This is a genomic window from Peribacillus loiseleuriae (assembly GCF_001183985.1).
In the GTDB taxonomy this organism is placed as follows: domain Bacteria; phylum Bacillota; class Bacilli; order Bacillales; family DSM-1321; genus Peribacillus; species Peribacillus loiseleuriae.
In genome coordinates this window covers 5,030,806-5,046,599 of record NZ_LFZW01000001.1, presented here as the reverse complement: position 1 = coordinate 5,046,599, position 15,794 = coordinate 5,030,806, and the positions used below count along the sequence as shown (strand labels likewise).

Genomic DNA, 15,794 nt, shown 5'->3' with positions numbered 1-15,794 from the left:
ACAAATCAAGGGGGAAGATATTGAAGATAAGAAAAATACAAAATAATTGTCGAACAGATTACTTATTTGAACTACGATTTTGCTATCTTTTTGTGCAAACGTTTGCTGCTAAGAATACGAAAGTAACGATCTATTATCTAGAAGTAGCAAACGACAAGAAAGAGTATGGTCTTTGGCTCTTGTTTGAAGGGAAAGATGGTCAAGAGGTAGCTTACACAGGAGATATTGAATATGGAAACATGGCCAGGCTGACTGTATCGGATGAAGAAGGAATCAAGAAACTTGGTTTCATACTTCGTCAAAGCAAGAATGCCGAGACTTTTGCAAATAAGAAATTTAAAGACTGTTTTATTACAAAATTCAAAGAAGATGGGACCGTGGAAATTTGGATCATGCAAGGGGTTGAACGGGTGTATTATGATTCATCATAAAAAGACCAGATGCCGAAAATTTTTAGTGCAAAAATAGATAAGGTGAACGAAATTACATTAGAAACCAATTTTCATTTTTTGTTAAGTGATGGAAAATTTGCTGGGGTTACATTGGAGGGAGCACAAATTAAAGAAATTCAAGCCTTTGAGGAAAATGAAACGACGACAAATAGGATAAAAATAATGACGAAAGAAAATCTTGATTTGGAAACGACGTATACAGTATCGAAGCGGTTATTTGGAACTTCAACTGTGGAGATGGGCGCTGCGATTCGATCTGAAGAATTTGATACCCTTTATTATTACGATGGAAATGATTTAGGGAATGTGTACACCAAAAAGAAGACCGCTTTTCGACTTTGGGCCCCTACAGCAAGCGAAGCCAAGGTTGTGAAGTATGATAAGTGGGACGACCAAGTTGGGAAAGAAATAACGATGACACAAGCGGAAAAAGGAACATGGAAGCTTGAAATACAAGGAAACCAAGATGGCTTGATTTATACGTATAAAGTGAAGACTGGTGACGAGTGGACAGAAGCAGTCGATCCGTATACACGTGCTGTTACCGTAAATGGTAATAAAGGTGTGGTCGTGGACTTAACGAGTACAAATCCAAAGAACTGGTCAACAAAGAAACCCGCTCTGAAGAAAGCGGAGGATGCTATTTTTTATGAGTTGCATATTCGTGATGTATCGATCCAAGAAGAAAGTGGTATTAAGCATAGGGGGAAATATTTGGGGGTAGCTGAGCTTGGTACAAAGGGTCCGCAAGGTGTGAAAACGGGACTTAGTCATATTAAAGACCTAGGCGTTACCCATGTTCAAATTATTCCGATGTATGATTACCACACCGTTGATGAAACAAGGTTGGATGAAGAACAATATAATTGGGGCTATGACCCGAAGAATTACAATGCACCAGAAGGCTCCTATTCAATGAATCCATATGAACCAAAGGTACGGATCAGGGAAGTGAAACAAATGGTTCAAGCACTTCATAAGCAGAACCTTCGTGTTGTCATGGATGTTGTGTATAACCATATGTACTCCGCTTGTGAATCGAATTTCCACCAATTAGTTCCGGGCTATTATTTCCGTTATAACGAGGATGGAACATTGGCGAACGGTTCCGGTGTCGGCAATGATACTGCTTCTGAACGGAAAATGATGCGCAAGTTCATCGTTGATTCAGTCACTTACTGGGCAAAGGAATATCATCTTGATGGTTTCCGTTTTGACTTAATGGGGATCCACGATGTTGAAACGATGAATGAAATACGTAGGGCCTTAGATAAAATAGACCCAAGCATCATTGTAATTGGCGAGGGCTGGGACCTAAATACTCCGCTTGATGCCGAAAAGAAAGCTAACCAAAAGAATGCAGCTACGATGCCGCGAATTGCTCATTTCAATGATCGTATTCGTGATGGTTTAAAGGGAAGCGTATTTGAAGAGCGTGACACAGGTTTTGTAAACGGTAAATCGGGGCTCGAGGAAATAATTAAAAAAGGAATTTCCGGAACAAGTATAGATAGCTATCTTGATCCGGAGCAAATTGTTACGTATGTAGAAGCTCATGACAACCACACACTTTGGGATAAGCTTGCATTGACGAACCCTGAAGCCACGGAAGTGGAAAGGAAACAAATGCATAAGCTTGCTTCATCAATCATTCTAACCTCACAAGGAATTCCGTTTATTCATGCTGGTCAGGAATTCATGCGCACAAAAGGCGGAGACCATAATAGCTATAAGTCACCAGACGCGGTCAATCAACTTGATTGGAAGCGGAGAGCGGAATATTACCAGGAAGTTGAGTATATGAAGGGACTTATTCAACTACGAAGGAAATATCCAGCATTTCGCCTTGGAACAGCGGAGGAAGTTCATCAACATTTGACCTTCTTGGAAGCACCGGAAAATGTTATTGCCTATACTTTGACAAGTCCGGAAAAAAAGTCAAAAACGGAACTAACTATCGTTCATAATGCAAATAAGCAGGCTATTGATTTTAGTATTCCAAACAGAGGAAAATATTCTCTGCTTGTAAATGGGCAAAAAGCTGGAACAAAAGCATTAGCGAAAATCCAATCCAATGAAATCACAGTTCCTGCATTAAGTACTTTCGTGTTGGAAACAAAGTAAATGTAGAATCAAACAGCACCCTATTCAGGTAAGTTCACTGAATCGGATGCTGTTTTTAAAAGTATAAGTATTTTCAAGGAGTTTTGGTGTTGAGCGTAAGCGCCTATCCTCTCCATATAGCTTTATTGGCTTATGCTATGTCTGAAATTGACCAAGGCACTTACGCATTTCTTATCAGGAGGCTTCCGTTTTTGACCGTTCTACTAATAGGGTTTGTGGAATTTTCCATAGTTGAGTCCATTTGATGATGGAAGCAATGATAATTAAAAGACCTAGAATTAGCATAATGATAGAAAGAATTCCATTTAATACACTGTAGCCGGCATTTTCTGCATTTAAGTAAACATTTTTAATCATCCAGTACCCTGCTACGTTAACTGTTACATACAAGTATGCTAAGGGGATAAGGCATGTTAGCATATACCACCGCTTGTCGGCTATCTTGAGGACAACAGTTGCACCGACAATAAGACCGATAGCAGCCATTAATTGGTTCGATACTCCGAATAGTGCCCAGATGGAACTAATATCACCGGAGAAAAGGAGATATCCCCAGATAAAGCAGGCTAGAGCACTTGCAAAAATATTAGCAGGTAGTGAATCTGTCCGTTTTAACGGTTTAATAAAGTCTCCCAGGAAATCTTGGATCAGATAACGCGAAACTCGTGTTCCTGAGTCGATGGCCGTTAAAATAAAAACAGCCTCGAATAGAATAACAAACTGGTAGAAATAGGACGCCAGTTTTTCGAAAATTGGAATTTCAGTGAAGATGTACGTCATCCCGACAGCAAGTGTAACGGCTCCACCCGTTCTTCCTTCGAGATCCATTCCAACTTCTTCGCTCAGTTTATCGAGATTAACCGTTTCCATTCCTAATGTTGCATATTTCTCTGGAGTTGAGTTGATTGCGAAATAATCGCCTGGTTGCAGGGAAACTGCTGCAATTAAAGCCATAATCGCAACTAAACATTCAACTAGCATGGCCCCAAAAGCAACGCCTTTAATGTCACTCCAACGATTAATCATTTTTGGTGTTGTACCAGAACCAACGAATGCGTGGAAGCCTGAGATTGCTCCACAAGCAATCGTAATGGAGATGAATGGCCAAACCGGACCGGCGATAATTGGTCCACCACCATTAATAAATTCTGTAAAAGCTGGAAACTGAACAGCTGGGTTTACATAAAATACGCCAATAATCAATGCTGCGAATACACCAATCTTCATGAATGTGCTTAAATAATCACGTGGTGCTAGCAATAACCAGACTGGTAAAGCGGCTGCAAAGAATGCATAGATTGGTAGAATAAGAGCAAGTGTACTTTTTTCAAACGTTAACAAATCACCAAATGCCGTGCCTTGGATGTTTGGTCCAAAGAAGATAGCAGCCATGATAAGAGCAAAACCTACAATCGTCGCACCTTTTAAGTTGCCTGTTTTTTTATGATACAATCCAACCCCCATTGCAATTGGAATTGTTATTCCGACAGCGAATGTTCCCCATGGGTTTCTTTCTAATGCACTCAAAACAACTAATGATAGACCTGCCATTGTAATCGTGATGATAAATAACATCGCTAAGCCTGTACAAAATCCCGCCACAGTGCCGAGCTCTTCTTTTGCTACTTCTGATAGAGATTTTCCATCTCGGCGCATGGAAGCGAAGAGAACAACCATGTCGTGGACAGCTCCACCGACTACAGCCCCAATCAGTAGCCAAAGTAATCCTGGTAAATAACCGAACTGGGCAGCCAATATTGGGCCAACTAACGGACCCGCTGCAGCAATCGCCGCAAAATGATGACCAAATGTAACCCATTTATTTGTAGGTACATAATCTTTCCCATCTTCTAATTTATGGGCCGGTGTTAGCTTTGAATCATCAAGCTTCAAGACCTTTGCAGCCATGAATGTACCATATAAACGATATACAATTAAGAGTATACAAATAGAACCGATGACTATTGTAATCGCATTCATTTCTTCTTTCCCCCATTCCTTCGTCCTCTACTACTATCATACTAAACGGAAATAGAGATTATAGCGTTTTCATTTTGAAATACACAAATAGGAAGTTGAGTTGCAGAAACGGAAAGGTGAGATGCAAAATACTCAGAAACCAAGAATTTGCTTCAATTCTTTAACATAGGTGCGACTAACAGGAACTTTTGATCTGTCTTTCATAATTAAATGATAGGTGGAATTAAACCAAGGCTCTATTTCTATAATATGATCCATGTTCACAATGAAACTGCGATGAACGCGGATAAATTGTCCTCTGTTTAGCTTCTTCTCTAGAACAACCAATGCTTCACTGACTTTATATGTGTGTTCCATCATTTTGATGATAGATTTTCCCTCAAATGATTCTAAATAAAGAATATCATCACATGTTAATAAAATAATTCTTTCATCTACAAGGACAGCCATTTTACCAGTGTGGTCTTTTTTCAAAGAAGGGTGGATGGTGCTTTCCTCCTCACCAATTCTTTGCATTTGCTGGATTTTCTCTAGTGTTTTTTGAATACGATTTTCATCAAAAGGTTTTAATAGATAGTCGAGTGCGTTTAATTCAAATGCTTGGAGGGCATATTCATCATAGGCTGTTGCAAAGACAATCGCCGGGATTGGGTCTAGAGTGAGTAAATGCTTGGCTAGCTGTAAACCATTATCTTCAGCAAGTTCAATATCTAAGAAGACTAGATCCGGTTTAAGCCTTGAAATATCTACAACTGCATCTTCCAGACAATCACTTTCTCCTAAGATTTTGACTTGTTTGCTTTGAATGAGTAGATATTTCAATTCATCTCTTGCTAATGGTTCATCGTCAACTATATAGGCTTTCAACATTTTGATCAAAAACTCCTTTACTATCGAGCGGGATGGCAATCGTAATGGTTGTTCCAAAGTTCACTTCACTGTTTATAGTTAAACGGGCTTGACCATTATAAATGCCCTTTAGACGCTGACTAATATTAAAAATGGCAGTGCCTGTCCCTTTTTTTGACTGCATGATTTGTTTACCAAGTACTTCAATTTTTTCGGCAGGAATTCCTTTTCCATTATCTGTGACAACGATTCGCATCGTATTATTTTGGGTGAAAATTCTTATTGTGATAATTCCATTACTATTGCTCTTTCTAATGCCATAATGAATGGAGTTCTCAACGATAGGTTGCAAGGTAAATGGTGGAATAAGTACTTTATCGAGACCGGGCTCTATTTGAAAGTTAATGTCGTACTTGTCTGGGAAACGAGTTTGTACTAATGACAAGTAGGCTTTAACATTTTCTAATTCCTTTTCTAAGGGAATGAGCATCTGTCTCGCTCCATGTAAATTACCCCGGAAAAATGAACTTAGATCAAGTAGTAATTTTCGAGCCTTATTTACATCTGTGCGACATAGTATGGAGATTGTATTCAGGCTGTTAAATAAAAAGTGCGGATGAATTTGTGCTTGTAAAGCTTTAATTTCTGCATCTTTCAATAGCTTCATTTGCCTTTCTGCCTCTGCAAGCTCTAATTGTGTGGAGAATAAGTTAGCTAAACCTTCTGCTAACTGTTGCTGTACCCGATCTAATTTGTCTGGTTGGGTAAAGTACATTTTTAATGTACCTACTGTTTTCCTTTGTACCTTTAAAGGCAAGACGATGGCTGCTTGTAATGAACAATGGTTATGAAAGCAGAAGATGTCTTCTCTTGACCTTGCAATGGAAATGACTCCGCTTCCAAGAACTCGTTTGGTTAAACCTGTAGCAAGTTGCGCTTTGGGTATATGATGGTCTGAACTTTCCCCAACATGGGCAAGGACTTGACGTTCATCTGTTATAGCAACCGCGTCGGCATCTGTCAGCTTCAGTATGATTTTTGATATTTCCTTGCTGGAGCGAATGTTTAAACCTTGGCGGAAGAATGGTAAAGTTTGATCGGCAATATGAAAGGCTTGGTTCGTTTGGCTTGCACGTGCACGTTCTTCATCACGGATCATCGATTGAATGATGAACATAAATAGCAATGTTCCGAATCCGTTGACGAAAATCATAGGAAGCCCAATGATTTGAACAAGATTCAGTGCATGGTCAAACGGCTTGGCGGTCATTAAAAGGATTAGCATCTGTACAGTTTCTAATGTCATTCCGGTCAAGACAGCAAAAGTAGACGTTATTTTTTTCCCATTCTGCTTTCGTTTTCTGCCAAAATATCCAGCAGCCACTCCAGCCAAAATAGTAGAGAGTGCACAAGAAAATGCTGTAAATCCACCAAGTGTATACCGGTGGATACCTGCAATGAAACCTGCTCCAATACCAACCGAAGGACCACCGAGTAACCCGCCAATGACGACACCCATCACTCTTGTATTGGCTAGTGCACTTTCTGGGTTTATTTCTGAAAGCCATTCAGCTTTCGCGATGGTATTGTGATGAATTTCAATTCCTGTGTAATTGCTGATGACTCCGAATGCCCCGAATAGCAAAATGAGCATGACTTTCTCATTTGTTTTGTGCTCATTTTGTACAATTTGGCGAAACGATTTCATTTGTGAGAATAGAAAAGCAACAATAACAATAATTCCAACTTTTTCAAGCATTAGTGGTGCTAAATTGAACATTGTCACTCGTCCTTTCAAACACGATTATTAGGTTATGGACAGTATTTCGAACTCACACCTTATTATAAGGATTTTTTTGCATACACAAAAGAACATAATTTATAAAAGCCGAATCAAATTTTTAAACTGGACTGTTTTCTCGTTGTCTATTAAAAAGCTAATATATACTTTGAATAGGAATCCATCATTGCTACCGTAAATATTGGCGTAAAAAATTTTCTGTCTATAAATTGAACGATTGAATTTTGCTTTTTTCAAGAAGGTTTCAGACTTTTTTGTGATTACGGTAATTATATGTTTAACTAAAGGAATAGTAGCGTGCATTCGATTTTTCGTCTCCCCTTTGTTAAAACTTAGAGCGACAGGTACCTCAGATTATCCTGAATGATAGGAAAAAGCGGGGATCTTTCATTCAACTTATATTATAAAGAAACATGCAAGTAGCGAAAAATTATTGGGTATTAATGAAAGGATGAACATGCAGCCATTTACTGAAAAAGTAATTACTATTATTCAAAATATCCCAGAAGGAAATGTAATGACCTATGGCCAAATTGCTAAATTGGCTGGTAGTCCAAGAGGCGCACGACAGGTTGTTAGAATCCTACACTCCATGAGTGAAAAATATCATCTTCCATGGCACCGGGTAGTAAATTCAAAAGGGTTGATTGGAATTAAGGACGATGAGCATTTTCATGATCAAAAGCTTTCCTTACAAAGTGAAGGAGTTGAATTCATGATGAATGGTTCAATAAATCTTAGTGAATTTCAGTTTCATCCGGAGACTGTGTATGAAGACTATACATAAACAAAGTGACTGGTGACGGAATCTTATATTGTGAAAAAATAAAGGAGGATATCCCAGGGTCTGACCTCACGAAAGGGTCAGACCCCGCAACCGCAATTTACAGTTCAAATTAAGCGTAAATACTACTATGAACTGTGTATAGAGTGCGAGGGCAAGACCCTTGTGGGACATCCTCTTCATCTCACTTCGCCTTTTCCTCAAATAACTCAGCAATGCCAACAATTACGTTTACAGACTTCATCATATTGTCTACTGAAACAAATTCGTATTTTCCATGGAAGTTCTCGCCACCAGTAAAAATATTCGGTGTTGGCAGTCCCATATAAGATAGCTGAGACCCATCTGTCCCGCCTCGGATTGGCGAAATCTTTGGTTTAATATTAAGATTTTTCATTGCTTCATAAGCAATATCAACAATCTCTTTGACCGGCTCAATTTTTTCTCTCATGTTGTAATATTGATCAGTCATTTCAAGCAAGATACTGTCATGACCGTATTTTTCTTTTAATTCGTTTACGATGTTTTCAAGCATCATTTTCTTCGCTTGAAACTCGCCTTTATCAAAGTCGCGAATTATATACACGAGCTTCGTTTGTTCAACATCCCCTTGAAATGAAAGCAGGTGATAAAAGCCTTCGTAGTTTTCCGTAAGCTCAGGCGCTTGTTCAGCTGGTAGCCTGTTTTGCAGTTTCATAGCAATTTTCATTGAGTTGACCATTTTCCCTTTTGCTGTACCAGGATGGATATTGGTTCCATTCACTGTAATCTTGGCGCCGGCCGCGTTAAAGCTTTCATATTCCAGTTCACCAAGTGGGCCACCGTCTACTGTGTATGCGTATTTCGCATCAAAAGCAACAACGTCGAATTTATGAGGACCTCGTCCAATTTCTTCATCAGGTGTGAAGGCAACACGAATTTTCCCATGTTTGATTTCAGGGTGCTGAATCAAATAGCTCATTGCTGTCATAATCTCGGCAATCCCCGCTTTGTTATCGGCACCAAGAAGCGTCGTGCCATCTGTCGTAATCAGCGTGTGGCTTTTATAGTTAGACAAAGAAGGGAAATCCTTAAGTGATAGCACAATATGTAGGTTTTCATTCAACTGAATGTCTTTTCCGTCATAATTTTCAACGAGCTTAGGCATTACATTTCTTCCTGTGAAATCCGTTGCGGTATCAATATGTGCTAAGAAACCGATTGTTGGTACGTTCTTCGTTGTATTCGTGGGCAACGTTGCCATTACATACCCGTTTGCATCAATCGTCACGTCTGCCATCCCAATTTCTTTTAACTCATCAACAAGCATATGTGCGAGCGTCATCTGACCAGGTGTTGAAGGACAAGATAGACTTTCTTCGTTGGATTGAGTATCGACTTTAACATAAGAAGTAAAACGGTCGATGATTTCTTTTTTCATTTTAGTTCAGCTCCTTTAAGATATGTATGATTATCTTATCACGATTAGATCGCCCGTTCATATAGGGAGTTCATGAGACAATATTCACTTTACTAATCATAGTTTCGAAAACGAGAATGAATGGAAGTACGTTACCGAAGAATATCCTATAACAGGTGTCCTGTTCATCGTTTTCTGCTGAAGAAAGAGCGAATGATATTGTTCAATGATGGGTTTTCTACACATCCTATGTTATAACTGTAGTACGATTTACGATTGAAGGGAGCAGAATCATTGTATTTTTTAGAGAAAATTGAACCTCATCTATTGAGCGAGGATATTCATATCAAGGAATTTGTCTTACAAGTATTACGTGATTTTCCAAATGTTCCAGAAGAGTGGACGGCAAAATTGGTTAAAAGGATGGTCGATTCTAATTCTATCTTTATGTTTATGGAGCTAAAGAAGCATACACTTAACGAAGAAGCTGTGCAGTTTTTAATCGAAGGAGCAAAAGTCGCAGCCCCAGAAAAGCTACATATGTATCAGCAGTTACTTACGATAGTGGAGCCGGAGTTAGCAGTAGAGTACAAGCAAGAATTATCTACTTTCTTACCTGAGGATGTCTTTCGGTTATATGACATTCTCATTCATGGAGATGAACACCAAGTATGGATGGAGTATAGAAGGTTACTTAATAAACTAGATCGATCCCAGGAATATAATGAAGCCCTTTTTCAACAAGCAAGACATGCGGCCAATGTTCTTGCAAAAAAAGGTTGGATTACAGATACTGAGATTGCTCACATATTAAATGAAAACTTGAATGAGGATTATTTCAAGTTTGCAGGGATCTTCGCTGTTTATTTAATTGGAGCTCTCGGAAAAAAAGAGTATATTTCACTACTGGCAGGGCTTCTGACGAGAGAAGATGATGTATTATTGGAGGTTACAGCGGATGTATTGATCAGCTTTCAAACCGACCAAGTGGTGAATGAGGTTTCTCTTTATGTAAAGAATCCTGATGCCATTATTTATGGAGCGTCTATACTTGGGACGATTAAATCAGATTTGGCTGTGCAAGAGCTGAAGCAAGCATTCGATATGTTAGAGTATGAAGAAGATGCAGTATTTCTCATTGAAGCATTAGCGCATCAATTAACCGATGAAGTAAAACCGTTCATTGACGAATATATGGAAGAAGGCATGGAATCGTTTATGATTGAATCTGAACAGCTTGCATATAGCTATTATAAGATCATGGGATATGAGCATCCAGAACTGGAAAACTGGCGAAGGATTGCAGATGCTAAGGAAAGTTCTTTTTAGAGAGACAAAAAGGGGGTAGACAAAGTCTGTCCCCTTTCCTCATGTATGAAGGATACGGGGCGGGGCTTCGCGACTTATTAATCAAGACAATCTACTTAGCAGGTATACTTATTTTATTATAGAAAGTACCTTGAAATTCAGCTTCGCACCGCCACCATTGTGATTAGGTGAGTGTAGCGTGCTATATGATTGATCCTTCATAGTAAATGGTGGTGTTTTAATGCCATATAGGTTTTGTATGAAAAGATCCAATGTACCATAGAATTTTAATTTTATTCATCGTCTGAACTCACTTCCGCTAACGCCCAAACCGAAACACTTCCGCCTGTAACGGGGAATTCCGCAAAGCCGTCATCTGCAATCGTAATCTTATCTCGCCGATTATTCGTCAGATCGACCCATTCTTCACCAGCACGCTCTTCGCCAACGAACATTCTTTTTTTACCACTGTCGCCATTAGAAATAATAACAGCACAGCCAGAATATTCAATTTCTCGAACGCCACGGCGGACCCAGCCGATAATATTCTTATGATCGAAATAATCTTCTTGATCGCCATAGGCTTTATGGTAACGGGCAAAGAGAAGCGGGTCGATGTCTGCTTTTTTTTCCGGGATAGGCTCGGGACCGCCTATTCCATAATAATCGCCATAAAAAACGCAAGGATAACCATCTTTTCGAAGCAAAATTAACGCATAGGCCGTTTGTTTAAACAAATCTTCTACCCACGATTCTAATGATTCATTAGGTTGTGAATCGTGATTATCAACAAAAGTTACGACATTCATTGGATGGGAGTGGACGAGTGTATCATCAAATATCGTTGCGAGGTTACACTTTCTGCCAGCCTTGGAAGCATGGCATAATTTATAATGAAGAGCCACATCAAAGAGGTCAATCTTATATTCGGTATGATCAAGGTAGGAGCGACAAGCTTCCAAATTAGGATTCCAGAATTCCCCGACGAAATAGAAATTTCCCTCTGTGTGTTCAAGCATGGCATTTGAAAAGTCTCGAATAAAGTCGTAGTTAATATGTTTAATGGCATCTAGTCTAAACCCGTCACAATGAACGGTATCAATCAGCCATTTCCCCCATGAAATCATCTCGTTGGTAACATCAGGGTGTTCATAATCAATATTCGCAAACATTAAATAATCGTAGTTTCCAAATTCATCAGCTACCTTGTCATTCCATTTTTTTTGCAAAATGCGGTAGATGCCCCTTTTACCAGTTTTGGCATCGTAGTCGGTGCCATTAAAATGTTCATAATTCCAGGTAAAGGAAGAGTATTGACCACCGCGATTCGGAAAAGTAAATTTCGTCCAGCCTTCAATTTCAAATGGCTCGGAAATTTCATCATTTCGATTGAATGGGTCGACTTCAATGACTTCGAATACTTCCGTTTCATCTGCTCCAGCTTTATGATTCATGACTAAATCGACATAGACACTGATATTGTGATCATGACAGGCCCTGATTGCCTTGTGTAAATCATCCTTCGTGCCATATTTTGTCCGCACCGTTCCTCTTTGGTTAAATTCACCAAGGTCGTAAACATCGTATATCCCATAACCGTTATCTTCAGCTGCTTGACCTTTTGTTATAGGGGGAATCCATACACAGTCTATTCCACTTTCCTTCAATTTCGGTGCAGTTTCAGCCAACCTCTTCCAATGTGTACCGTCCGTCTCAACATGCCATTCAAAAAACTGCATCATCGTATGATTCCGATTCATGATTATCCCCCGTCTCGACACTTCTTTTTGTATTAAGCACATGGGGCGGGGCTTCGCGATTTACGAATATAGCCAATCTACTTAGTGGGTATACTTCTTTTATTGAGCTACCTTTCAATCCGGCTTCGCACCGCCACCATTGTGATTGGGTGAGTGTTGCGTTCTACTTCATGGTAGATAGTGGCGTCTTAACGCCATATAGGTTTTGTATGAACCAAGTTACCTCAAATTGTACCCTAGTTAGCGCCGCTTTAAAACCTTAAGAAATTCTTAAGAATTCTAGTTAGTAAATGTTAAGATTTACCCTTTAGAATGTAAATTAATTCAAACTAACTCTGATATAGTAAAGAAGGGAGTGTGGAAAAAATGACAAAATCATTTTCTGTGTTGGTGGTAGATGATGAAAAAGAAATTCGCGATGCAATCGAAATATATTTGAAATACGAAGGCATTAAAGTCATCCAAGCTGGTGATGGCATCGAGGCAATCGAAAAGCTGGATGAGCATCCGATTCATCTTATTATCCTAGATGTGATGATGCCAAGAATGGATGGGATTGCGACAACCTTCAAAATTCGTGAACAAAAGAATATCCCGATTATTATTTTAAGTGCGAAAAGCGAAGATACAGATAAAGTATTGGGGCTCCAGGTTGGTGCAGATGATTATGTCACAAAGCCCTTTAATCCGCTTGAGTTGATAGCTCGCGTTAAATCGCAGCTGCGTAGGTACGTGACGCTTGGGACGTATGAAGACTCTAACAAGATAATCGATTTAAATGGACTGACCCTGGACCCGGAAGCCAAGGTAGTTGAGGTCAATGGAGAGGCAGTAAAGTTGACTCCGATTGAATATAGAATCGTCGAGCTTCTGATGAATCATCCCGGTCGAGTTTTTTCGATTCAAGACATTTATGAACGTGTTTGGAAAGAGCCGGGCTATAATGCAGAAAATACAGTTGCCGTACATATTCGAAAGATCCGTGAAAAAATTGAAATTGATCCGAAAAATCCAAGGTATCTAAAGGTGGTATGGGGAATTGGGTATAAAATGGAAAAGTAATTATCTATTCGTTATTTGGTTGGTTTTATTTGCATTTGGTTTAAAAGGAGTCTTTTTTATTGGCGATTATAGCAACCGATATTTGAACAAGGATTACTATGAAACAGACTTCTTTGAAAATCATTTTAGTCAGTTTGTGGATACTATTAATTTGCTAGAATTAAATGGCGTAACAGTAGAAGATGTGAAAAAAAAACTGGTTGTTACATCTGAGGAAATTGAAGAACATCGTTATCGATATGGCGGACTATCTGAACAGCTTCAAAATATAAAAGATCAATACGAGAGTCGCATTTCGGACGCGAATCTAGCTGGAAATAAGGAATCAGTCGAAGCCTACACGAAAGAACGTGATAGAAAAATAGCAGACATAACGAAAAACTTTAATAGTGATGAGTATGTAGAAGCTAAGATTCGCAAAGAAAAGGAGCAACAGGTCGATCGTTATTTTCAAGAACGTGAACTTAACTATCGCAATGAATTGAACGATTATAAAGAGGTGTTTAAATATTATCTAAAAGACACATCAACGGGTAAAGTGTTCACTAATGTGAATATGAATGAAAAGGACCATCTTGATGAAATTTTTACGAATAAAAGTATGTGGTATGTGCGGACATTTCCTTCCGGTAAATATGGCTATCTACAACCAGGAAGTAATGACTCAGCATTAGAATCTTTATCTGGCATCCCAGGAATCGGAGCAAATAATCGGTTTGAGGGAAAAATAGGCGTTTCAAAATCTGCTCCAGCGAGCAATCCAGTCATTCTGGATTACAAAAATTATCAAACAGATAAAGTTTACTTTTATACAATTCTTGGACTTACTGTTTTGGCCATCTTTTTATGCTTGTATTTTTATAGAAAAATAAGGCCCTTTCAGCGGATGGCTGAAGTTAAGTGGATTACTTATTACGAGCGGTTTCCAATCGATATCAGGGTGGTTATTTTCGGAATTACGCTGGCGTTGGCTGTACCAACTTTGGCCTTCAATCTGGAACCTGGTAGCTATGGTAATGTGGGTATTTCTGGGTATGGTAATGTGGTAGATTGGGTTATTGATGTAATTGGACTTTTTTTCCTTACAATAATGATAATGATGTTAGTCACGTTCCAAGCAGTCGAATTAATCAATGTTTATAAAAAAGGCAGTGATCATCTAAGAGTTGAAGGGGAGCGATCCGTATTAGCCCGTTTGTTTCAAACATTGCAGCAGTCGTTTCTTTATACAAGTGTGGGCGTCCGGATCACAATTATACTATTCGTTATTTACACTTGTGGTTTCGCCTTTTCTGCTGTAGTTTGGGAACCTTCACTTATTATCGGTTATGTCCTAGGGTTACTATTTATAGGGCTGCCGACCGTATTGTATATATTCAATCGCACCGGTTATTTTAATAGGATCATTAAGCATGCGAATGAGCTCGTAAATGGAAATATGAACGGTGATATAGAGGTGAAGGGGAAATCGGTGCTAGCTGGCTTAGCTCGAGATATTAATAGTATGAAACAAGGTGTTAAATCTTCAAAGTCTGAACAGGCCAAAAGTGAACGATTAAAGACAGAGTTAATTACAAATGTCAGTCATGATTTACGTACACCGCTTACGTCTATCATTACTTATTCTGAGTTGTTGAAGAATCCAAATCTAACAGACGAAGACCAGAATGCTTATATTGAAATCGTCAATCGCAAATCCAAGAGATTGCAAGTATTAATTGAAGATCTTTTCGAAGCTTCAAAAATGGCAAGTGGAAGTATTAATCTTAACAAGGGACAGGCGGATATCGTCCAGCTTCTTCAGCAAGCACTTGCCGAACATGATGAAGCCATAAAGAAATCAACGCTACAATTCCGTATCAATTGTCCAGATCATCCTGTGTATGCCATTGTTGATGGGCAGAAGATATGGCGGGTATTTGATAATCTGATTGGCAATATTCTAAAGTATTCGATGGAACAAACAAGGGTCTATATATCCGTTGAAAAAATGAACAATCAAGCCGTGATCACGTTCAAAAATGTGACAAAGTATGAGCTCGGTGACAGTGTCGATGAAATGTTTGAACGATTTAAACGAGGAGATACGTCACGTCATACAGAGGGTTCAGGACTTGGGCTTGCCATTGCCAAGTCTATTATGGATATGCATGGCGGTGATTTGGAACTTGAAATTGATGGAGATTTATTTAAGGTTACCGTGAAAATAAATACGATGTAAGTCAAATAGAAGAGGTGGACCCAAAAGAGTTAGACCTCACGCTCTATAACACCG

At 39.1% G+C, this 15,794-nt stretch carries 9 protein-coding genes and 1 pseudogene; 5 read left to right on the top strand and 5 right to left on the bottom strand.

The annotated features are described in order from the left end of the window. Positions 1-107 precede the first annotated feature (107 nt). Positions 108-2,576 (top strand): annotated as a pseudogene (gene pulA, locus AC625_RS23315) (type I pullulanase); the annotation flags it as partial. Positions 2,577-2,750: 174 nt separating this feature from the next. On the opposite strand, the gene AC625_RS23310 reads toward pulA, so the two are convergent. From AC625_RS23310 to AC625_RS23300, 3 genes are all read right to left on the bottom strand, one after another. Further along, positions 2,751-4,556 carry a carbon starvation CstA family protein gene (locus AC625_RS23310; RefSeq protein WP_049683439.1) on the bottom strand — a complete coding sequence of 602 codons (1,806 nt, stop codon included), beginning with the start codon at positions 4,554-4,556 and terminating at the stop codon, positions 2,751-2,753. Positions 4,557-4,688: 132 nt separating this feature from the next. Next, positions 4,689-5,426: a LytR/AlgR family response regulator transcription factor gene (locus AC625_RS23305; protein ID WP_049683438.1), complete on the bottom strand. Its 738-nt coding sequence runs from the start codon at positions 5,424-5,426 to the stop codon at positions 4,689-4,691. Continuing rightward, positions 5,404-7,185, bottom strand: coding sequence for a sensor histidine kinase (locus tag AC625_RS23300; RefSeq protein ID WP_049683437.1), 1,782 nt, complete (start codon positions 7,183-7,185; stop codon positions 5,404-5,406). The genes AC625_RS23305 and AC625_RS23300 overlap by 23 nt, the downstream gene beginning before the upstream one ends. Positions 7,186-7,663: 478 nt before the next feature. Here AC625_RS23300 and AC625_RS23290 point away from each other — a divergent pair, with 478 nt between their 5' ends. After that, positions 7,664-7,993 carry an MGMT family protein gene (locus AC625_RS23290; RefSeq protein WP_049683435.1) on the top strand — a complete coding sequence of 110 codons (330 nt, stop codon included), beginning with the start codon at positions 7,664-7,666 and terminating at the stop codon, positions 7,991-7,993. 181 nt (positions 7,994-8,174) lie between these two features. Here AC625_RS23290 and pepT read toward each other — a convergent pair whose 3' ends face one another. Next, entirely contained in the window at positions 8,175-9,410 is a 1,236-nt protein-coding gene (gene pepT / locus AC625_RS23285) for a peptidase T (RefSeq protein ID WP_049683434.1), read from the bottom strand. Between the two features lie 273 nt (positions 9,411-9,683). On the opposite strand from pepT, the gene AC625_RS23280 reads away from it, so the two are divergent. Further along, entirely contained in the window at positions 9,684-10,718 is a 1,035-nt protein-coding gene (locus AC625_RS23280) for a hypothetical protein (RefSeq protein ID WP_049683433.1), read from the top strand. Positions 10,719-10,990: 272 nt separating this feature from the next. Here the strand turns inward: AC625_RS23280 and AC625_RS23275 are convergent, their stop codons facing one another. Further along, positions 10,991-12,457, bottom strand: a complete 1,467-nt coding sequence (locus AC625_RS23275) for an alpha-amylase (protein WP_049683432.1) — start codon at positions 12,455-12,457, stop codon at positions 10,991-10,993. Between the two features lie 366 nt (positions 12,458-12,823). On the opposite strand from AC625_RS23275, the gene AC625_RS23270 reads away from it, so the two are divergent. Both AC625_RS23270 and AC625_RS23265 read left to right on the top strand, forming a co-directional pair. After that, positions 12,824-13,519, top strand: a complete 696-nt coding sequence (locus AC625_RS23270; protein WP_049683431.1) for a response regulator transcription factor — start codon at positions 12,824-12,826, stop codon at positions 13,517-13,519. Then, on the top strand, positions 13,497-15,740 hold the full coding sequence (locus AC625_RS23265; protein WP_049683430.1) for a sensor histidine kinase: 2,244 nt from the start codon (positions 13,497-13,499) through the stop codon (positions 15,738-15,740). Before AC625_RS23270 ends, AC625_RS23265 begins: the two co-directional genes overlap by 23 nt. The last annotated feature ends 54 nt before the right edge of the window (positions 15,741-15,794 follow it).